Here is a 20,354-nt window from a genome sequence, read left to right as displayed (position 1 = left end):
GCCGTCCGGCCCGCTCCCGTTCGTATATGGAACTTCAGTCCGGTTAGGCTCAAGGCATGCATGCCTGGCCCGCTTCCGAGGTCCCCGCCCTGCCTGGTCAGGGCCGCGACCTGAGGATCCACGACACCGCGACCGGCGGCCTCGTCACCCTCGACCCCGGTCCCGTCGCCCGTATCTACGTCTGCGGCATCACGCCGTACGACGCCACACACATAGGACACGCGGCGACCTACAACGCGTTCGACCTCGTGCAGCGCGTGTGGCTCGACACCAAGCGGCAGGTTCACTACGTGCAGAACGTCACCGACGTGGACGATCCGCTCCTGGAGCGGGCCCGGCGTGACGGTCTCGACTGGGCCGCGCTCGCCGAGCAGGAGACGGCCCTCTTCCGCGAGGACATGACGGCCCTGCGGATGCTGCCGCCGCGGCAGTACATAGGCGCCGTCGAGGCCATACCGGGGATCGTCCCGCTCGTGGAGCGCCTGCGGGACCTGGGCGCGGCCTACGAGCTCGAGGGGGACGTGTACTTCTCCGTCGAGTCCGACCCGCACTTCGGTGCCGTCTCGAACCTGGACGCCGCGGCGATGCGGCTGCTGTCCGCCGAGCGCGGCGGCGACCCGGACCGCCCGGGCAAGAAGAACCCGCTCGACCCGATGCTGTGGATGGCCGCCCGTGAGGGCGAGCCCAGCTGGGACGGCGGATCGCTGGGCCGCGGACGGCCCGGCTGGCACATCGAGTGCGTGGCGATCGCCCTCGACCACCTGGGCATGGGCTTCGACATCCAGGGCGGCGGCTCCGACCTCGCCTTCCCGCACCACGAGATGGGCGCCTCGCACGCCCAGGTCCTCACCGGCGAGTTCCCCATGGCCAAGGCGTACGTCCACGCCGGCATGGTGGCCCTCGACGGCGAGAAGATGTCCAAGTCCAAGGGCAACCTGGTCTTCGTCTCCGGGCTCCGGCGCGACGGCGTCGACCCGGCCGCCATCCGGCTGGCGCTGCTCGCCCACCACTACCGTGCCGACTGGGAGTGGACCGACCAGGTCCTGGCGGACGCCGTGGCGCGGCTCGGCCGCTGGCGGGCCGCCGTGTCCCGGCCGGACGGCCCGCCGGCGGAGGCGCTCGTCGACGAGATCCGCGAGGCCCTGGCCCAGGACCTGGACGCCCCGGCCGCGCTCGCCGCGGTCGACCGCTGGGTCGCCGGCCAGGAGCGCGACGGCGGCACCGACATCGGCGCACCCGGCGTGGTCTCCCGCGCGGTGGACGCGCTGCTGGGTGTGGCGTTGTAACCGAACGGCACACCGAGGGGCGCCTCCCGGCCGGGAGGCGCCCCTTTCGTGTCTTCGTGCCCGCGTGCCGCTCTCAGTCCTCCGAGGACTCCTCGTCGTCCGGGCCCGGCTTCGGCGGCTTGGGCGGGCGCGTACGGCCGCTGGGGTTGTCCCGCAGGTACGACGACGTGCTGTCGCTGCCGTCCGCGGTGGCGTGCCCGCCACCGTCCCGGCGCCGCAGGTAGCGCTCGAACTCGCGGGCGATCGCCTCGCCCGACGCCTCCGGCAGCTCGGCGGTGTCCCGGGCCTCCTCCAGCGACTGGACGTACTCGGCCACCTCGCTGTCCTCGGCGGCCAGCTGGTCCACGCCGACCTGCCAGGCGCGCGCGTCCTCGGGCAGCTCGCCCAGCGGGATGCGCACGTCGATCAGGTCCTCGAGCCGGTTCAGCAGGGCCAGCGTGGCCTTGGGGTTGGGCGGCTGCGACACGTAGTGCGGCACGGCCGCCCACAGCGACACCGCCGGCACCCCCGCGTGCGTGCACGCCTCCTGGAGGACGCCGACGATGCCCGTGGGGCCCTCGTACTTGGTCTCCTCCAGGTCCATGCGCCGGGCCAGGTCCGGGTCGGACGTCGTCCCGCTGATCGGAACCGGCCGGGTGTGCGGGGTGTCGCCGAGCAGGGCGCCCAGCACGACCACCAGTTCCACGCCGAGTTCGTGTGCGAAGCCGAGCAGTTCGTTGCAGAACGAACGCCAGCGCATGGACGGCTCGATTCCCCGGACCAGCACCAGGTCGCGCGGCTTGTCACCGCCGACCCGGACCACCGACAGTCTCGTCGTCGGCCAGGTGATCTTGCGGACGCCCGCTTCCATGAAGACCGTCGGGCGGTTGACCTGGAAGTCGTAGTAGTCCTCGGCGTCCAGCGCCGCGAAGACCTCGCCCTTCCACTCCCTGTCCAGATGCGCGACCGCGGTGGAGGCGGCGTCGCCGGCATCGTTCCAGCCCTCGAACGCGGCCACCATGACCGGGTCGATCAGCTCGGGAACCCCCTCGAGCTCGATCACCCAGTGCCTCCTTCCGACGTGCCCTCGCTTGACCCCCCAACTTTACGGCGTGCCAAGGGGGCGCCCGCAGCCCCCTCGCAGGGGGAGTGCCCCCATGCCTGCCCCGTGATCCACCCCGGAACACACAGGATTCATCCGAGCGGTCCGTGAGGTCCTGGGTGCTCGCCGATCCGGGGCCACGCGCAGGCGGTTGCGGGACAGGCCGGGACCGGGGCCCTCGACGTATCAGGTCATCAGGGGGCCCGGGATCGCCGGAAGGGCGGCTCCGTCGGCGTGGAGCCGCCCTTGGCGGGAACGCGTCTTCCCCGGGGTGTGCCTACTTCTTGTCGAGCAGGTCCTGCACCTTGGCGCGGACGTCGTCCGTGGCCAGACCGCGGATGGTGAGCGTGGTCCGGCGGCGCAGCACGTCGTCCTGCGTCTCGGCCCACTCGTGGTCCCGGGCCCAGACGACCTGCGCCCAGATCTCCGGGGCGTCGGGGTGGACGCGCTCGGCGAGCTCCGGGCTCTCGTTGGCCAGCCGGGCGATGTCGAAGGCCAGCGAGCCGTAGTGCGTGGCCAGGTGCCGGGCGGTGTCGGCCGCCATGCGCGGGCCGGGCGCCGGGCGGTCGGTCAGCAGCCGGTGGGCGACCGCGCGCGGGTTGGCGATGCCGGGCAGCGGGAGCTTCTTCGGCAGCGCGCTGATCGGCTCGAAGTCGTCACCGAGCGGGTGTCCCGGCAGCGACTCCAGCTTCTTCATGATCGTCCGGCCGATGTGGCGGAAGGTGGTCCACTTGCCGCCCGCGACGGACAGCATGCCGCCCCGGCCCTCGGTGACGACCGTCTCGCGCTTGGCCTTGGCGGTGTCGCCGGGGCCGCCCGGCAGCACGCGCAGGCCGGCGAAGGAGTACGTGATGAGGTCGCGGCTGAGCTGCTGGTCGCGGACCGAGAAGGCGGCCTCGTCGAGGATCTGGGTTATGTCCTGCTCGGTGACCGAGACGTCCGCCGGGTCGCCCTCGAAGACCTCGTCGGTGGTGCCGAGCAGCAGCATGTCCTCCCAGGGGAGGGCGAAGGTGATGCGGTACTTGTCGATCGGGGTGGCGAGCGCGGCCTTCCACGGGGAGGTGCGCTTCAGGACCAGGTGCGCGCCCTTCGACAGCCGGATGGACGGCGCCGCGTTCGGGTTCTCCATCTTGCGCAGGTGGTCGACCCACGGACCGGTCGCGTTCAGCACGAGCCGGGCGTTGACGCCGAACTCGTCGCCGGACAGGCGGTCCTTCAGCTCGGCGCCCGTGACCCGGCCCTGGGTGAAGCGCAGGCCGGTCACCTCGGCGTGGTTGAGGACGACCGCCCCGGCTTCCACGGCCGCGCGGACCGTCATCAGGGCCATGCGGGCGTCGTTCATCTGGTCGTCGCCGTAGACGGCCACGGCCTTGAGGTTCTCGGTGCGCAGCTCGGGCACGTCCTGCGCGGCCTTGGCCGGCGAGAGCAGGTGCCCGACGCCGTCGCCGAAGGCGGAGAGCGCGGAGTAGGCGAAGACGCCCGCGCCCAGCTTCGCCGCGCCGTGCGGCCCGCCCTTGTACACGGGGAGGTAGAACGTGAGCGGGTTCGCCAGGTGGGGGGCCACCTGGCGGGAGACCGCACGGCGCTCGAAGTGGTTCTCCGCGACCAGCTTCACCGCGCCGGTCTGCAGGTAGCGCAGACCACCGTGGAGCAGCTTGGAGGAGGCGGAGGACGTGGCTCCGGCGAAGTCGCCGGCGTCCACCAGAGCCACCCTGAGGCCGGACTGCGCGGCGTGCCAGGCGGTGGAGATGCCCAGGATGCCACCGCCGATCACGAGAAGGTCGTACGACGCCTTGGAAAGCTGCTCCCTGGTCTCGGCCCGGCTCGGGTTCGAGCCGGAGGCCGGGTGCGTCCCCAGGGCAGGCACGGACTGCAGGGTGGACTTGGTGGTCATGCTGTTCTTACTCCTCGTCCTCGAGCCAGCCCATGGTCCGCTCGACGGCCTTGAGCCAGTTCTTGTACTCACGGGCGCGGGTCTCCGCGTCCATGCGGGGGGTCCACTCGGCGGCCCGTCGCCAGTTGGCGCGCAGGTCGTCGGTGCTGTTCCAGAAGCCGACGGCGAGACCGGCGGCGTAGGCGGCGCCGAGGCAGGTGGTCTCGGCGACCATCGGGCGCACCACGGGGGCGTCCACGAAATCGGCGAGGGTCTGCATCAGCAGGTTGTTGGAGGTCATGCCGCCGTCGACCTTCAGGGCGGCCAGCTCGACGCCGGAGTCCTTCGTCATGGCGTCGGCGATCTCGCGCGTCTGCCAGGCGGTGGCCTCCAGGACGGCGCGCGCCAGGTGCGCCTTGGTGACGTACCGGGTCAGGCCGGCGATCACGCCGCGGGCGTCGGAGCGCCAGTACGGGGCGAACAGGCCGGAGAAGGCCGGCACGAAGTAGGCGCCGCCGTTGTCCTCGACGGACAGGGCGAGGGTCTCGATCTCCGCGGCGGTGGAGATCAGGCCCATCTGGTCGCGCATCCACTGCACCAGCGAACCGGTGACGGCGATCGAGCCCTCCAGGGCGTAGACCGTGTCCTGGTCGCCGATCTTGTAGCCGACGGTGGTCAGCAGGCCGCTGTAGGAGTTGATGATCTTGTCGCCGGTGTTCATCACCATGAAGGTGCCGGTGCCGTAGGTGGACTTGGTCTCGCCCTCGGCGAAACAGGTCTGGCCGAACAGGGCGGCCTGCTGGTCGCCGAGCGCGGAGGCGACCGGGATGCCGCCGAGCAGGTCGCCCAGCTTGCCGCCGGTGATCTCGCCGTAGACCTCGGCGGAGGAGCGGATCTCGGGCAGGATCTGCTTCGGGACGCCGATCGACTCGCAGATCTTGTCGTCCCACTGCATGGTGTGCAGGTTCATCAGCATCGTGCGCGAGGCGTTGGTGACGTCCGTGACGTGCTTGCCGCCGTCGACACCACCGGTCAGGTTCCAGATGACCCAGCTGTCCATGGTGCCGAAGAGGATGTCGCCCGCCTCGGCGCGCTCCTTCAGACCGTCGACGTTGTCGAGCAGCCAGCGGGCCTTCGGGCCGGCGAAGTAGGAGGCGAGGGGCAGGCCCGTCTCGCGGCGGAAGCGGTCCTGGCCGACGTTGCGGCCGAGCTCGCGGCAGAGGGCGTCGGTGCGGGTGTCCTGCCAGACGATGGCGTTGTGGACGGGCTCACCGGTGTTCTTGTCCCACAGCACGGTCGTCTCGCGCTGGTTGGTGATGCCGATGGCCTTGATGTCGTCGCGGGTGATGCCGGCCTTCTCGACGGCCCCGGCGACGACCTCCTGGACGTTGGTCCAGATCTCGGTGGCGTTGTGCTCGACCCAGCCCGGCTTCGGGAAGATCTGCTCGTGCTCCTTCTGGTCGACGGAGACGATCCGGCCGTCCCGGTCGAAGACGATGCAGCGGCTGGAGGTGGTGCCCTGGTCGATGGCGGCGATGAAGGGGCCGGCGGTGTGCGCGTCGGTCACTGTGTGCTCCTGGTAATTCCGGGTTTAAGGGGCTTTACGTACGGCGCGTGCTGGAAGTTTCGCGACGGGCGCGAGGAGGTCTCCTAAGCGAATGCGACGTTGTAGATGCCTGCCGCGATGGCGCCGCCGATCAGCGGACCCACCACGGGGACCCAGGCGTAGCCCCAGTCGGAGCCACCCTTGTTGGGCAGTGGCAGCAGGGCGTGCACGATGCGCGGTCCGAGGTCGCGGGCCGGGTTGATCGCGTACCCCGTCGGGCCGCCGAGGGAGAGGCCGATGGAGACCACCACGAGCGCGGTGATCAGGGCGCCCAGGGTGCCCAGGCCGTTGCCCTTGTCGTTCAGGCCCTGGGTGAGCACGGCGAGCACCAGCACGATCGTGCCGATGATCTCCGTGGCGACGTTCTGCCAGGCGACCCGGACCTCGGGGCCGGTGGAGAAGACGCCCAGCACCGGGCCGGCGGCCGCCTCCTGCGCCTCGACGGCCTTGGCCGCCGTGTCCTGCGCACCCGGACCGCCGACGATCTCGCGGTCGGTGAGGTGGGCGTGGAACTGGCCGTAGTAGGCGATCCAGACCAGGGCCGCGCCGATCATGGCGCCGAGGATCTGTCCGGCCCAGTAGACCGGGACGTTGCTCCAGTCGCCGTCCTTGATGGCGAGGGCGAGCGTGACGGCCGGGTTCAGATGGGCGCCGGAGAGCGGCGCCGTGGTGTAGACCGCCGTGAGCACCGCGAAGCCCCACCCGAAGGTGATGGCGAGCCAGCCGGCGTTGCGTGCCTTGGAAGCCTTCAGCGTGACGGCGGCGCAGACGCCGCCGCCGAGGAGGATGAGTATGGCGGTACCGATGGTCTCGCCGATGAAGATGTCGGAGCTGGACACCCGCGACTCCTTTGTCCTACGTCCAGGGAAGTTCGATACCGGCCTGGCGTTGTCACACTCTAGCGCGTATTGCCGGTAGCTGTTCGACAATGTCGACCGATGGACGGGAGTCTTGCTTCGGCGTTACGAGCACGTCAAGAGTTGTGTAGTCGAAAACACGATCGTTACTGATCGCCCCGTGTCCGTGGATCTTCGTGCAGGTGAGCACGGGGGCGGGCCGGGGCATGCCGAGGACCGGGACGCCGTTGGGCGCCCCGGTCTCGTCGTGTGGCGTCAGAACCGCCCGGCGCCCAGGTCCCGCGAGACCGCGCGGGCGCAGTCGCGCACCGCGGCGATGAGCTCGGGGCGCAGCACCGTCTCCTCGCCGGGCCGGCACAGCCGCTCCACGGCGCCGGTGATGCCGACCGCGCCGACCGGCATCCGCCGCCGGTCGTGGATGGGGGCGGCGAGCGAGGCGACGCCCTCCCAGGTCTCCTCCACGTCGGCGGCGTAGCCCCGCGCGCGCGTGACGTCGAGGATGTGCTCGAACTCCTCCGGCTCGCACACCGTCCGGTCCGTGAAGGCCTTACGGTCGGCCTCCAGGGCCTCGCTGTGCGCCACCGGGTCGTAGGCGGACAGCACCTTGCCCAGGGCCGTGGAGTGCAGGGGCTGCATGGCCCCGATCTCCAGGACCTGGCGGCTGTCGTCGGGCCGGAAGACGTGGTGCACGATCAGCACGCCCTGCTGGTGCAGGACGCCCAGGTAGACGCTCTCGCCGCTGGAGCGGGCCAGGTCGTCGGTCCACACCAGGGCGCGGGCGCGCAGCTCGTGCACGTCCAGGTAGGTGGTGCCCAGGCGCAGCAGCTCCGCACCCAGCTGATAGCGCCCGGAGGCGTCGTCCTGCTCGACGAAGCCCTCCTGCTGGAGGGTGCGCAGGATGCCGTGGGCGGTGCCCTTGGCCAGGCCCAGCGACGAGGCGATGTCCGACAGGCCGAGCCGCCGCTCGCCGCCCGCCAGCAGCCGCAGCATCGCGGCCGCTCGCTCGAGCGACTGGATGTTCCGTGCCATCGCCGTACTGCCTCCGTCCCCTTCGGTCCGCCGACAAGCGGGGCCAGCAGCCCTCGTTCGGCAATGTCGAACACTACCGGTCGATGCCGACCTCTCGCTAATGGCGGGTCACCATTAGTTGCGCCGTCCCGGCCCCGGCCGTCACCGCACCGTCCCCCGGACGGCCGCGGCGAAGCCGCCGCGTCCGCCCCGTGGACGCGCTGCCCATCCAAGCCGACTCCCGGCTACGCTGGCGCCGTGCGCCCGTCCCCGGATGCCCTGCCGGATGTCCGGGAAGCCGCATAGCCGACAGCCGTCGCATCCGAGGGAGCCCTATTCATGGCCTCGTTGCCGCCGACCCCTTCCGCAGACAGCCTGACCCGCGTGTCCGACCTCCGACAGGCCCTGGCCAGCCGCGTGGTCGTGGCCGACGGTGCCATGGGCACCATGCTCCAGGCGCAGGACCCCACGCTGGAGGACTTCGAGAATCTCGAGGGCTGCAACGAGATCCTCAACGTGACCCGCCCGGACATCGTCCGCTCGGTGCACGACGCGTACTTCGCCGTCGGCGTGGACTGCGTCGAGACCAACACCTTCGGCGCCAACCACTCGGCCATGGCCGAGTACGAGATCCCCGACCGGATCCACGAGCTGTCCGAGGCCGGCGCCCGCATCGCCCGCGAGGTGGCCGACGAGTACGCCGCCCGGGACGGGCGCCCCCGCTGGGTCCTCGGCTCCATCGGCCCCGGCACCAAGCTGCCCACGCTCGGCCACATCACCTACGGCACGATCCGCGACGGCTACCAGGCCAACGCCGAGGGCCTGCTCGCCGGCGGCGCGGACGCGCTGATCGTGGAGACGACGCAGGACCTCCTGCAGACCAAGGCCTCCGTCCTGGGCGCCCGCCGGGCCATGGAGGCCACCGGCGCCGACGTGCCGCTGCTGTGCTCGATGGCCTTCGAGACCACCGGCACCATGCTGCTCGGCTCCGAGATCGGCGCGGCCCTGACCGCGCTGGAGCCCCTCGGCATCGACATGATCGGCCTGAACTGCTCCACGGGCCCGGCCGAGATGAGCGAGCACCTGCGCTACCTGACGCGGCACTCGCGCATCCCGCTGCTGTGCATGCCCAACGCCGGCCTGCCGATCCTCACCAAGGACGGCGCGCACTTCCCGCTCGACGCCGAGGGACTGGCCGACGCCCAGCAGAACTTCGTCCGCGACTACGGCCTGTCCCTGGTCGGCGGCTGCTGCGGCACCACGCCCGAGCACCTGCGCCGGCTGGTCGAGCGGGTCCGGGACGTCACCCCGCCCGCGCGCGACCCGCAGCCCGAGCCGGGCGCCGCGTCCCTCTACCAGTCGGTGCCGTTCCGCCAGGACACCTCCTACCTGGCCATCGGCGAGCGCACCAACGCCAACGGCTCGAAGAAGTTCCGCGAGGCCATGCTGGACGGCCGCTGGGACGACTGCGTGGAGATGGCCCGCGAGCAGATCCGCGAGGGCGCGCACATGCTCGACCTGTGCGTGGACTACGTCGGCCGCGACGGCGTCGCCGACATGGAGGAACTGGCCGGCCGCTTCGCCACCGCCTCCACGCTGCCGATCGTGCTGGACTCCACCGAGGTCGACGTGATCCGGGCCGGCCTGGAGAAGCTCGGCGGCCGCGCGGTGATCAACTCGGTGAACTACGAGGACGGCGACGGTCCCGAGTCCCGCTTCGCCAAGGTCACCCAGCTCGCCAAGGAGCACGGCGCCGCCCTCATCGCGCTGACCATCGACGAGGAGGGCCAGGCCCGCACCGCCGAGAAGAAGGTCGAGATCGCCGAGCGGCTCATCGACGACCTCACCGGCAACTGGGGCATCCACGAGGAGGACATCCTCGTCGACTGCCTCACCTTCACCATCTGCACCGGCCAGGAGGAGTCCCGCAAGGACGGCATCGCCACCATCGAGGGCATCCGCGAACTCAAGCGGCGCCACCCGAAGGTGCAGACCACCCTCGGCCTGTCCAACATCTCCTTCGGCCTCAACCCGGCCGCCCGCATCCTGCTGAACTCCGTCTTCCTCGACGAGTGCGTCAAGGCGGGCCTGGACTCGGCGATCGTGCACGCGTCGAAGATCCTGCCGATCGCCCGCTTCAGCGAGGAGGAGGTCCGGACCGCTCTGGACCTCATCCACGACCGCCGCGCCGAGGGCTACGACCCGCTGCAGAAGCTCATGCAGCTGTTCGAGGGCGCCACCGCCAAGTCCCTCAAGGCCGGCAGGGCCGAGGAACTGGCCGCCCTGCCGCTGGACGAGCGCCTGCAGCGCCGCATCATCGACGGCGAGCGCAACGGCCTCGAGGCCGACCTCGACGAGGCGCTCCAGGAGCGGCCCGCGCTCGACATCGTCAACCAGACCCTGCTGGAGGGCATGAAGGTCGTCGGCGAGCTGTTCGGCTCCGGCCAGATGCAGCTGCCGTTCGTCCTGCAGTCCGCCGAGGTGATGAAGGCGGCCGTCGCCCACCTCGAACCGCACATGGAGAAGACCGACGAGGCCGGCAAGGGCACCATCGTGCTGGCCACCGTCCGCGGCGACGTGCACGACATCGGCAAGAACCTCGTCGACATCATCCTGACCAACAACGGCTACAACGTCGTCAACCTCGGCATCAAGCAGCCGGTCTCCGCGATCCTGGACGCCGCCGAGGAGCACAAGGCCGACGTCATCGGCATGTCCGGTCTCCTGGTCAAGTCCACCGTGATCATGAAGGAGAACCTGGAGGAGCTGAACCAGCGCGACCTGGCGGCGAAGTACCCGGTCATCCTCGGCGGCGCCGCCCTCACCCGCGCCTACGTCGAGCAGGACCTGCACGAGCTCTACGAGGGCGAGGTCCGCTACGCCCGCGACGCCTTCGAGGGCCTGCGCCTGATGGACGCCCTCATCGGCGTCAAGCGGGGCGTGCCCGGGGCCAAGCTGCCCGAGCTGAAGCAGCGCCGGGTCAGGGCAGCGGCCCCGGTCGCCGTGGAGGAGCGCCCCGAGGAGGGGCATGTCCGCTCCGACGTCGCCACCGACAACCCCGTGCCCACCCCGCCCTTCCGCGGCACCCGGGTCATCAAGGGCATCCAGCTCAAGGAGTACGCGAGCTGGCTCGACGAGGGCGCCCTGTTCAAGGGCCAGTGGGGCCTGAAGCAGGCCCGCACCGGCGAGGGGCCGTCCTACGAGGAACTCGTCGAGAGCGAGGGCCGGCCCCGGCTGCGCGGCCTGCTCGACCGGCTCCAGACGGAGAACCTGCTGGAGGCGGCCGTGGTCTACGGCTACTTCCCCTGCGTCTCCAAGGACGACGACCTGATCATCCTGGACGACGCGGGCAACGAGCGCACCCGCTTCACCTTCCCGCGCCAGCGCCGCGGCCGGCGCCTGTGCCTGGCCGACTTCTTCCGCCCGGAGGAGTCCGGCGAGACCGACGTCGTCGGGCTGCAGGTCGTCACCGTCGGCTCGCGCATCGGGGAGGAGACCGCGCGGCTGTTCGAGGCCAACGCGTACCGCGACTACCTCGAACTGCACGGCCTGTCCGTGCAGCTGGCCGAGGCGCTCGCCGAGTACTGGCACGCCCGCGTGCGCTCCGAACTCGGCTTCGCGGGGGAGGACCCGGACGAGATGCAGGGCATGTTCGAGCTCAAGTACCGCGGCGCCCGCTTCTCACTCGGCTACGGCGCCTGTCCCAACCTGGAGGACCGCGCCAAGATCGCCGACCTGCTCCAGCCGGAGCGCATCGGCGTCCACCTGTCCGAGGAGTTCCAGCTGCACCCGGAGCAGTCCACGGACGCCATCGTCATCCACCACCCCGAGGCGAAGTACTTCAACGCCCGCTGACCCGGCCCGCCGGGCACACGCCGCCACACCCCCCGGCGTGCGCACCGTGTGCCCGGGGGCACGGCGGTCAAACGAGGCACTTCCGCCGGACACGACGTAGACTGGTCGGTCCACTGCAGGCCGGTTCCCTTCGTGGGAGCCGGCCTGATCGTCCCTCAAGGAGGTAGGTGGATGACCAGTACGGTCCCCGCGCTCGGTACCCGGACGGCCGAAGGGTCGGCCCTGCAGGCCGTGCTCCTCGACATGGACGGCACCCTGGTGGACACGGAGGGCTTCTGGTGGGACGTCGAGGTCGAGGTCTTCGCCTCCCTCGGCCACAGGCTCGACGAGTCCTGGCGCCATGTCGTGGTCGGCGGGCCCATGACCCGCAGCGCGGGCTTCCTGATCGAGGCCACCGGCGCCGACATCACCCTCGACGAACTCACGGTCCTGCTCAACGACGGCTTCGAGGACCGCATCGACCGCGCCCTGCCGCTGATGCCGGGCGCCGGCCGGCTGCTGGCCGAGCTGTACGAGTACGAAGTGCCCACGGCCCTCGTCTCCGCCTCGCACCGGCGCATCATCGACCGGGTGCTCGCCTCGCTCGGCGCGCACCACTTCCGTCTGACCGTCGCGGGCGACGAGGTGCCGCGCACCAAGCCCCACCCCGACCCCTACCTGGCCGCCGCCGCCGGACTCGGCGCGGACCCGGTCCGCTGCGCCGTCATCGAGGACACCGCCACCGGCGTCGCCGCGGCGGAGGCCGCCGGCTGCCGGGTCGTGGCCGTGCCCTCCGTCGCCCCGATCCAGCCGGCCCACAGGCGCACGGTCGTCAGCTCCCTCGAAGAGGTCGACCTGACATTTCTGCACGGTCTGATGACGGAAATGCGCTAGCCGTTCACCCAGCGTGCAGCGAGGATAGGGCGGTAATTCCGCAGGTGAATTCCAACCCCTGCGGATGACCGAATTCCCGTACCCTCGAACCTGTTTACGCGTGTGACGTTCCCCACGCGGCCCGGGGTCGACAGTGGATCCGGTGTGTGCTGCGCACCCCCTCCGGGGGGTCGTCGGCGTGCCCTTGTGTCCCGATTGGTGGAACGGTGCACCAAAGCTTCCGCTGTCGGGTTTTCGGTGTGTCCACGCCCGGTTCCGCAGCGTGATGGGTGCTCAACTCCGGTGGCTGCGAAGCTTCCTGCCGGGCCGGACTAATCTCGTCGCGAGAACATCGCCCCACCCCCGTGATCCGCTGCGCCACCCCTGCATGCCGGGTACACGGAGTCGAGAGCTCTGGAGAAACTCGAGCATGAACCGCAAGACTTTGGTGCTGCCGGCCGTGGTCGGCCTGCTCGTGCCCGTGCTCGCCGCCTGCGGCGGTTCCGGCAGCGGGAGCGGCGACAGCGACGCGATCGTCGTCGGCACCACGGACCGGTTCACCGCCTCGAAGGAGGCGCCCGCGCCCCTCGACCCGGCGTACGCCTACGACGTCGGCACCTGGAACATCCTGCGCCAGACCGTGCAGACCCTGATGATCCAGCCGCGCGGTGAGGGCGAGCCCGTACCGGAGGCCGCCGAGCGCTGCGGCTTCACCGACACGGGCAACGAACGCTACGCCTGCACCCTGCGCGACGGTCTGTCGTTCGCCAACGGCGACCCCATCACCGCGGCCGACGTGAAGTACTCCATCGACCGCGCCCGTTCCCTCAAGGCCGACAGCGGTGTCTTCGCCCTGCTGTCCACCGTCGACACCGTCGAGACGCAGGGCGACCGCGAGGTCATCTTCCACCTCAAGACGGCCGACGCGACCTTCCCGTACAAGCTGTCGACCCCGGTCGCCGGCATCGTCGACCCCGACGTCTACCCGAAGAACAAGCTGCGCGACGGCTTCGAGCTGGAGGGCTCCGGCCCGTACACCCTCAAGGCCGACGTCGAGGACGGCGAGCTGGTCAGGGCCGAGTTCACCAAGAACCCCGAGTACAAGGGGACGCTCAAGGTGAACAACGACAAGGTCGACATGGTCTCCTTCAAGGACGCCGACGCCATGGGCGAGGCGCTGGAGAAGGGTGACATCGACCTGATGACCCGCGCCATGTCGCCGGAGCAGATCCGCAAGCTCTCCGGCGACGCGGACACCGCCGTCGACCTCGTCGAGATGCCGGGCCTGGAGATCCGCTACCTGGGCTTCAACACCGACGCCCCGAGCGTGAAGTCCAAGGCCGTGCGCCAGGCGATGGCCCAGGTCGTCAACCGCAGCGCCCTGATCTCCAAGGTCTACGGCTCCCAGGCCGAGCCGCTGTACTCGCTCGTCCCGGCCAGCGTCACGGGTCACTCCAACTCGTTCTTCAACAAGTACGGCGACCCGAGCGTCACCAAGGCGCGTGCGCTGCTCGACCAGGCGAACATCACCACCCCGGTGAAGCTGACGCTGCACTACACGACCGACCACTACGGCCCCGGCACCAAGAAGGAGTTCGAGGTCCTGCGCGACCAGCTGAACTCCAGCGGCCTGTTCGAGGTCGGCATCAAGGGCACCCCGTGGAACACGTTCCGCCCGGCCGAGAGGAAGGGCGAGTACGACGTCTACGGCATGGGCTGGTTCCCCGACTTCCCGGACGCCGACAACTTCCTCGCGCCTTTCCTCGACAAGGACAACACCCTCGGCTCGCCCTACGCCAACAGCCGCATCCGCAACAACCTGATCCCCGAGTCCCGCCGCGAGGCGGACCGGCTGTCTGCCTCCGCCAGCCTGACGGACATTCAGGACATCGTCGCCGGTGACGTGCCGGTGCTGCCGCTGTGGCAGGGCAAGCAGTACGTCGCCGCACGCGACGACATCACGGGCACCGCCTACGCCCTCAACTCCTCCTCGACGCTCCAGTTGTGGGAGCTCGGGCGAGGCGTGAGCGGCTGACGCACCCGATGGAACCCCGGGGCCTGTGACCGCGGCCCCCGGGGAACCGTGCCCCGGGGCCGGGGACAGGCCCCGGGCGTTCTCGAGAACCGACGACAAGGCACACACGTGAACATACGCAACCAGTGGCCGGTCCTGCCCATCGTGGCCGGGCTCGCCTCCGGACTGCTGACCGGCTGTGGCACGGAGAGCGGAGACTCCGCGGGGGACGGCTCCAACGTGGTGGTGGGGATGTCCGACGACGTCCTGGCCACCGATCCGGCCTCCGGCTACGACCCGGGCTCCTGGCTGTTGTTCAACAACGTCTTCCAGTCGCTGCTCAGCTTCCCCAAGGGCGCCACGGAACCCCAGCCCGAGGCCGCCGAGAGCTGCGCCTTCAGCGACGCGGCGACCACGGTCTACAAGTGCACCCTGAAGGACGGGCTGAAGTTCAGCAACGGTGACGAACTCACCTCGAAGGACGTCAAGTTCTCCTTCGACCGCATGCTGAAGATCAACGACCCGGACGGGCCCGCGATCATGTTCCCGATGCTGGAGAAGGTCGAGACGCCGGACGAGCGGACGGTCGTCTTCCGGCTCAACACGGCCGATGCCACCTTCCCCAGCAAGATCGCCTCCGGCGCCGGGTCCATCGTGGACCACCGCGAGTACGACGCCGACGGGTTGCGCGAGGACGGCCAGGCCGTCGGCTCCGGCCCCTACAAGCTCGACTCGATCGACAAGGGCCACGCCGTCTTCTCCGTCAACGAGAACTACAAGGGCACGGCCGAGGTGAAGAACACCGGCGTGACGCTCAAGTTCTTCGACGGCGACCAGACCGCCCTGAAGCAGGCCATCCAGAACGAGGACGTCGACATCGCCTACCGCGGCCTGACCGCGGGCGACATCGCCGACATGGAGAAGGCCGACGACGGCACCGGCGCCGAGGTCGTCGAGGGCAGCAGCGCCGAGGTCCAGCACCTGGTGTTCAACATGGACCATCCGGTCACCGGAAAGCTCGGCGTCCGCAAGGCCATCGCTCACCTGCTCGACCGCGAGGCCCTCATCCGGGACGTCTACCAGGGCACCGCGACCCCGCTGTACTCGATCATCCCGGCCGGTATCGCGGGCCACAACACCGCCTTCTTCGACACCTACGGCGCCCGGCCCTCCAAGGCCAAGGCGGCGGACGCGCTGCGCGAGGACGGCATCACCGGCAAGGTGAAGCTGACTCTCTGGTCGACCCCCTCCCGCTACGGCCCCGCCACCGACCAGGAGCTGACCGCCATCGCCGGCCAGCTCAACGCCAGCGGCCTGTTCGACGCCGACGTCAAGTCCGTGCCCTTCGGGCAGTACGAGAAGGACATCGCGGCCGGCAAGTACGGCGTGTACGTCAAGGGCTGGGTCCCCGACTACCCGGACGCCGACAACTTCACGGCCCCCTTCTTCGGCAAGGGCAACGTGCTGAACAACAACTACGACAACGGCACCATCACCGGCTCGCTCATCCCGCGCACCGCCTCCCTCACCAACCGGGCGGCCACGGACAAGGAGTTCGGGGAGCTGCAGGACATCGTCGCGGACGAACTCCCCGTCCTGCCGGTGTGGCAGGCCAAGCAGTACGCGGTCGTCCGCGACGGCGTCTACGGCCTGGAGTACTGCCTGGACGCGTCGACCGTGTTCCGCTTCTGGGAGCTGAGCAAGGACGCCTGACGCGGACCCGTGACCACGGAGGCCGCCCCCTGCCGCGCAGGGGGCGGCCTCCGCCGTCGTACCGGTGGCTACTGCGCGCCGGGGCGCACCAGCCCGCTCTCGTACGCGTAGACGGCCGCCTGCACGCGGTCGCGCAACCCCAGCTTGGTGAGCACGTGCCCGACGTGCGTCTTGACGGTGGTCTCGCTGACGAACAGATCGGCGGCGATCTCCGCGTTGGACAGCCCGCGCGCCACCAGCTTCAGCACCTCGACCTCGCGGTCGGTCAGCGTGTGCAGGGTGTCCGGCACCGGCTCGTCGCCCGACGGCAGGTGCGTGGCGTACTTGTCGAGGAGCCGGCGCGTGATGCTCGGCGCGAGCATCGCCTCGCCCGCGGCCACGACCCGGATCGCCTGCACCAGTTCATTGGCCGGGGCGTCCTTCAGCAGGAAGCCGCTGGCCCCGGCGCGCAGGGCCTCCACCACGTACTCGTCGAGGTCGAAGGTGGTCAGCACCAGGACCTTCGCCGGGCCGTCGCGCCCGGGCCCGGTGATCTGCCGGGTCGCCTCCACACCGTCCATCCGCGGCATGCGGATGTCCATCAGGACCACGTCGGGCTGCAGGGCCCGCACCTGGTCGAGCGCCTGGAGGCCGTCTCCGGCCTCGCCGACGACCGCGAGGTCCTGCTCGGCCTCCAGGATCATCCGGAAGCCCGTGCGGAGCAGGGGCTGGTCGTCGACCAGTAGGACGCGGATGGCCACGTAAGTCTCCTTCGCTAGTCCGGCCCCATTCTGCCCTGCGCGGGCCCGCCGGACTCAGCCGCCCTCACCGGCGGCGACCGGGTCCGCCCGGGGGACGAGCCCGGGACCGCCGCTGCCGGACTCCCGCACCGGCAGCGGATACGGCGGGGGAGTGCCCCCGAACTCCGGGCAGTGGGCCTGGTGGTCGCACCAGCCGCACAGCTTCGTCGGGCGCGGCCGCCAGTCCCCCGTCACGGTCGCCTGCCGGATCGCCTCCCACAGCGCCAGCAGCTTGCGCTCGACCCGCTCCAGGTCCGCGGGCACCGGGTCGTACGTCAGCACCTCGCCGCTGCCCAGATAGACCAGCTGCAGCCGCCGCGGCACCACGTTCTTCAGCCGCCAGACCACGAGGGCGTAGAACTTCATCTGGAACAGGGCACCCTCGGAGTACTCCGGCCTGGGGGCCTTGCCCGTCTTGTAGTCGACGATCCGGACCTCGCCCGTGGGCGCCACGTCGACCCGGTCGATGATGCCGCGCAGCCGCAGCCCGGAGTCCAGCTCCGCCTCGACGAACAGCTCCCGCTCGGCCGGCTCCAGCCGGCTGGGGTCCTCCAGGGTGAACCAGCGCTCGACGAGCCGCTCCGCCTCGCCCAGCCAGCGCGCCAGCCGCTCGCCCTCCGGGTCGTCGGCGAACAGCTCCCCGACCTCCGGCCGCGTCTCGCGCAGCCGGTCCCACTGGCCGGGGATCAGCGACTTCGCCCGCGGCGCCGTACGCTCCCCCGCCGGGGCGTCGAAGAGGCGCTCCAGGACCGCGTGCACCAGCGTGCCCCGGGTGGCCGCCTCGCTGGGCTTCTCCGGGAGCCGGTCGATGACCCGGAAGCGGTAGAGCAGCGGGCACTGCATGAAGTCACTCGCGCGTGAGGGGGACAGCGAGGCGGGCGGTATGGCACGGGGTCCCGCCACGAGGTCGCTCACGGCGGCCGTCTCCGCCGCCGCCTCCGCCACCGCCTGGACGGCCGTGTCCTCCTCCGCCGCCGCGGACCCCGCCGTGACCGGCGGCTCCACCGCCGGGGCGGGGCCGCTGCCGGGCCGCTCCGCGCCCTCGCTGCTCGTCTCCATGCCCCAGACCATACGGCCCGCCACTGACAGTGAGCCGAGCGCGTTCCGTGAGGGAAGCCCGGAGGCGACGTCGACGTACGGGAAACACAGGGGTGCCGGGGCGGAACGCACCTCGGCGGACGCATACCATCGACACGAGACCCTCCCGTCCGGCAGGCGCGGGAGACGCTTCGAACGAGGGGACACCGGTGGAGGAGAGCGGCGGGCGCGGGCAGCCGCGGTCCGGCAACGACGAGTCGGCCGAGCACCGGGCCGGCCCCCCGGCCCGGCCTGACGAACACCCCGCCACGCAACGGCGCTTGTCCCCCGACCCCCAGGACGACAGTTGGGACCGGAGCACTCCGGACTCTGCCCCTCCACCGACGGCCCCCCCGACGGGGAACGCCCCGACGCCCGGATCTGCTGCGGCGGCCTCCCCGACGGGGAACGGCCGGACGCCTGGGCCTGCTAGGGCGGCCTCCCCGACGGGGAATGACCCGGCGCCCGGACCCGCTGCGGCGGCCTCCCCGACGGGGAATGACCCGGCGCCCGGACCCGCTGCGGCGGCCTCCCCGACCTGGGACGGGCAGCCGCCCGGGCCTGCTGCGGCGGACTCCGCGACAGGGGACGGTCCGGCGACCGGGCCCGCAGCGGCGGATGCCCCGACGGGGGCCGACCCCGCGTCCGAGCCCGCACCGGCGGGCGCCCCTGAGGCTGCCCGCCCTACGCCTGGGCCCGACCCGGCGGCGCCCTCGACAGGGGGCGGCTCGATGCCCGACCCGGCAGCCCTCGGCTCCGCCGGCGAGCTCCCGCCCGACGGCCGTGCCGAGCCCAGTGGCCCGGCAGCCCCCGGTTCCTCCTCGGTCCCCGCCCACGGCGGGCCCGCCCCGAGTCACCCCGAGAGCCGCTCCGACGACGGTGGCCGTGCGCCCGGGCCCGATGGGCACCCCGGCGGCGACGCCCACCCCGACCGCGCCTACGCCTCCCACCCGGGCCCCGCCGACGGACCCGCGACGGACCCCCGGCGCTCCACCGCCGACGCGCCCGCGACGGACTCCCGGCACACCGCCCCCGCCGCCCACCGGCCCGGCGCGGACCCCCGGCACCCGGCTGGGGCCCCGCCGGAGCGCCGCCCCCTGGCGCACTCCGCCGACGGCAAGGGCCCCGCCCCCCAGCGGCCCGAGCCCCGGGGCGGGCTGCTCATGGGGCGGCCCTTCGGGGTGCCCGTCTACGTGGCTCCCAGCTGGTTCCTGGTCGCCGCCCTGATCACCTGGGTGTTCGGCGGCCAGCTGGAGCGCGTGCTGCCGGAACTCGGTGCCGCCCGCTACCTGGTCTCCCTCTTCTTCGCGGTGGCCTTCTACGCGTCCGTGCTGGTCCACGAACTGGCGCACACGGTCGCCGCCCTCCGCTTCAAGCTCCCGGTCCGCCGTATCCAGCTCCAGTTCTTCGGCGGTGTCTCCGAGATCGAGAAGGAGGCCGAGACCCCGGGCCGGGAGTTCGTGCTGGCCTTCGTCGGCCCGCTGCTCTCCCTCGTCCTGGCCGGTGTCTTCTACGCGGGCCTGCAGGCCGTGGACCCGGGCACCGTCCCGGGCGTGCTGCTGGCCGGCCTGATGATCTCCAACCTGATCGTGGCCGCGTTCAACCTGCTGCCCGGCCTGCCCCTGGACGGCGGCCGCATGCTCCGCGCGGTCGTCTGGAAGCTCACCGGCAAACCGATGAGCGGCACCATCGCCGCCGCCTGGGTCGGCCGGGCCCTCGCCGTGTGCGTCCTCATCGGCCTGCCGCTGCTCACCCAGTCCGGGGCGCTCGGCTCCGACGCCGTGGACAACGTCGGCATGGACACCGTCCTGGACGCCCTGCTGGCCGCCATCCTCGCCGCGATCATCTGGACCGGCGCGGGCAACAGCCTGCGCATGGCCCGCCTGCGCGAGCACCTGCCCGAGCTGCGCGCCCGCACGCTCACCCGCCGCGCGGTCCCCGTCGAGGCCGACACCCCGCTCTCCGAGGCCCTGCGCCGCGCCAACGCCGCCGGAGCCCGCGCCCTGGTCGTCGTCGACGCCGACGGCCAGCCGCTCTCCCTCGTCCGCGAGGCCGCCATCGTCGGCGTACCGGAGCACCGCCGCCCCTGGGTCGCCGTCAGCGGTCTCGCCCAGGACCTCACCGACGGCATGCGCGTCTCGGCGGAGCTGTCCGGCGAGGAACTCCTCGACGCCCTGCGCGCGACCCCCGCGACGGAGTACCTGGTGGTGGAGGAGACCGGCGAGATCTACGGGGTGCTGTCGGCGGCCGACGTGGAGCGCGCCTTCGTCAAGGCGATGGCCAGGCCGTCCTAGCGGCCGCCGGGGTGGCCGTCCGGGTGGTCGGAGGCCCTCTCCGGGGCCGGTAGGCTGGT

13 protein-coding genes are annotated in these 20,354 nt (G+C 71.5%); 6 read left to right on the top strand and 7 right to left on the bottom strand.

Annotated features, from left to right (window positions below; translation table 11 throughout):
- Nucleotides 1-56 precede the first annotated feature (56 nt).
- A complete protein-coding gene (gene mshC, locus ACPXCS_RS15875; protein ID WP_425949881.1) occupies nucleotides 57-1,286 on the top strand; it encodes a cysteine--1-D-myo-inosityl 2-amino-2-deoxy-alpha-D-glucopyranoside ligase in 1,230 nt (409 codons plus the stop codon).
- A 73-nt stretch (nucleotides 1,287-1,359) separates the two neighbouring features.
- Here mshC and ACPXCS_RS15870 read toward each other — a convergent pair whose 3' ends face one another.
- The 5 genes from ACPXCS_RS15870 to ACPXCS_RS15850 all read right to left on the bottom strand — a co-directional run bounded on the left by ACPXCS_RS15870 (nucleotide 1,360) and on the right by ACPXCS_RS15850 (nucleotide 7,732).
- Entirely contained in the window at nucleotides 1,360-2,328 is a 969-nt protein-coding gene (locus tag ACPXCS_RS15870; RefSeq protein ID WP_425949879.1) for a PAC2 family protein, read from the bottom strand.
- A 316-nt stretch (nucleotides 2,329-2,644) separates the two neighbouring features.
- Nucleotides 2,645-4,261 carry an FAD-dependent oxidoreductase gene (locus ACPXCS_RS15865; RefSeq protein ID WP_425949878.1) on the bottom strand — a complete coding sequence of 539 codons (1,617 nt, stop codon included), beginning with the start codon at nucleotides 4,259-4,261 and terminating at the stop codon, nucleotides 2,645-2,647.
- Nucleotides 4,262-4,268: 7 nt separating this feature from the next.
- Entirely contained in the window at nucleotides 4,269-5,807 is a 1,539-nt protein-coding gene (gene glpK, locus ACPXCS_RS15860) for a glycerol kinase GlpK (RefSeq protein WP_425949876.1), read from the bottom strand.
- An 83-nt stretch (nucleotides 5,808-5,890) separates the two neighbouring features.
- Complete coding sequence (locus ACPXCS_RS15855; RefSeq protein ID WP_425949874.1) at nucleotides 5,891-6,685, bottom strand: MIP/aquaporin family protein; 795 nt, start codon at nucleotides 6,683-6,685, stop codon at nucleotides 5,891-5,893.
- A gap of 273 nt (nucleotides 6,686-6,958) precedes the next feature.
- Nucleotides 6,959-7,732: an IclR family transcriptional regulator gene (locus ACPXCS_RS15850; RefSeq protein ID WP_425949872.1), complete on the bottom strand. Its 774-nt coding sequence runs from the start codon at nucleotides 7,730-7,732 to the stop codon at nucleotides 6,959-6,961.
- 318 nt (nucleotides 7,733-8,050) lie between these two features.
- Here ACPXCS_RS15850 and metH point away from each other — a divergent pair, with 318 nt between their 5' ends.
- The 4 genes from metH to ACPXCS_RS15830 all read left to right on the top strand — a co-directional run bounded on the left by metH (nucleotide 8,051) and on the right by ACPXCS_RS15830 (nucleotide 16,145).
- The gene (gene metH / locus ACPXCS_RS15845) at nucleotides 8,051-11,566 is read left to right on the top strand and encodes a methionine synthase (RefSeq protein ID WP_425949870.1); all 3,516 of its coding nucleotides are present in this window, start codon (nucleotides 8,051-8,053) and stop codon (nucleotides 11,564-11,566) included.
- A gap of 171 nt (nucleotides 11,567-11,737) precedes the next feature.
- Nucleotides 11,738-12,439 (top strand): HAD family hydrolase, encoded by a 702-nt coding sequence (locus ACPXCS_RS15840; protein WP_425949869.1) that lies wholly within the window; start codon nucleotides 11,738-11,740, stop codon nucleotides 12,437-12,439.
- A 409-nt stretch (nucleotides 12,440-12,848) separates the two neighbouring features.
- Nucleotides 12,849-14,453 (top strand): ABC transporter substrate-binding protein, encoded by a 1,605-nt coding sequence (locus ACPXCS_RS15835; RefSeq protein WP_425949868.1) that lies wholly within the window; start codon nucleotides 12,849-12,851, stop codon nucleotides 14,451-14,453.
- A 108-nt stretch (nucleotides 14,454-14,561) separates the two neighbouring features.
- The gene (locus ACPXCS_RS15830) at nucleotides 14,562-16,145 is read left to right on the top strand and encodes an ABC transporter substrate-binding protein (protein ID WP_425949867.1); all 1,584 of its coding nucleotides are present in this window, start codon (nucleotides 14,562-14,564) and stop codon (nucleotides 16,143-16,145) included.
- A 68-nt stretch (nucleotides 16,146-16,213) separates the two neighbouring features.
- On the opposite strand, the gene ACPXCS_RS15825 is transcribed toward ACPXCS_RS15830, so the two are convergent.
- Together ACPXCS_RS15825 and ACPXCS_RS15820 are read right to left on the bottom strand one after the other, a co-directional pair.
- Nucleotides 16,214-16,885, bottom strand: coding sequence for a response regulator (locus tag ACPXCS_RS15825; RefSeq protein WP_030606450.1), 672 nt, complete (start codon nucleotides 16,883-16,885; stop codon nucleotides 16,214-16,216).
- A gap of 54 nt (nucleotides 16,886-16,939) precedes the next feature.
- Nucleotides 16,940-17,983, bottom strand: a complete 1,044-nt coding sequence (locus ACPXCS_RS15820) for a RecB family exonuclease (protein ID WP_425949865.1) — start codon at nucleotides 17,981-17,983, stop codon at nucleotides 16,940-16,942.
- Nucleotides 17,984-18,732: 749 nt separating this feature from the next.
- On the opposite strand from ACPXCS_RS15820, the gene ACPXCS_RS15815 reads away from it, so the two are divergent.
- The gene (locus ACPXCS_RS15815; RefSeq protein ID WP_425949863.1) at nucleotides 18,733-20,295 is read left to right on the top strand and encodes a site-2 protease family protein; all 1,563 of its coding nucleotides are present in this window, start codon (nucleotides 18,733-18,735) and stop codon (nucleotides 20,293-20,295) included.
- The last annotated feature ends 59 nt before the right edge of the window (nucleotides 20,296-20,354 follow it).

This window comes from Streptomyces sp. DT190, assembly GCF_049846985.1.
Lineage (GTDB): Bacteria > Actinomycetota > Actinomycetes > Streptomycetales > Streptomycetaceae > Streptomyces.
The sequence above is the reverse complement of the archived record's forward strand: the minus strand, read 5'-3'. Positions and strand labels throughout refer to the sequence as shown.

Coding starts and splice junctions, on each gene's coding strand:
- mshC (WP_425949881.1), top strand. CDS start 57: ATGCATGCCTGGCCCGCTTCCGAGGTCCCCGCCCTGCCTGGTCAGGGC.
- ACPXCS_RS15865 (WP_425949878.1), bottom strand. CDS start 4,261: ATGACCACCAAGTCCACCCTGCAGTCCGTGCCTGCCCTGGGGACGCAC.
- ACPXCS_RS15850 (WP_425949872.1), bottom strand. CDS start 7,732: ATGGCACGGAACATCCAGTCGCTCGAGCGAGCGGCCGCGATGCTGCGG.
- metH (WP_425949870.1), top strand. CDS start 8,051: ATGGCCTCGTTGCCGCCGACCCCTTCCGCAGACAGCCTGACCCGCGTG.
- ACPXCS_RS15840 (WP_425949869.1), top strand. CDS start 11,738: ATGACCAGTACGGTCCCCGCGCTCGGTACCCGGACGGCCGAAGGGTCG.
- ACPXCS_RS15835 (WP_425949868.1), top strand. CDS start 12,849: ATGAACCGCAAGACTTTGGTGCTGCCGGCCGTGGTCGGCCTGCTCGTG.
- ACPXCS_RS15820 (WP_425949865.1), bottom strand. CDS start 17,983: ATGGAGACGAGCAGCGAGGGCGCGGAGCGGCCCGGCAGCGGCCCCGCC.
- ACPXCS_RS15815 (WP_425949863.1), top strand. CDS start 18,733: ATGCCCGACCCGGCAGCCCTCGGCTCCGCCGGCGAGCTCCCGCCCGAC.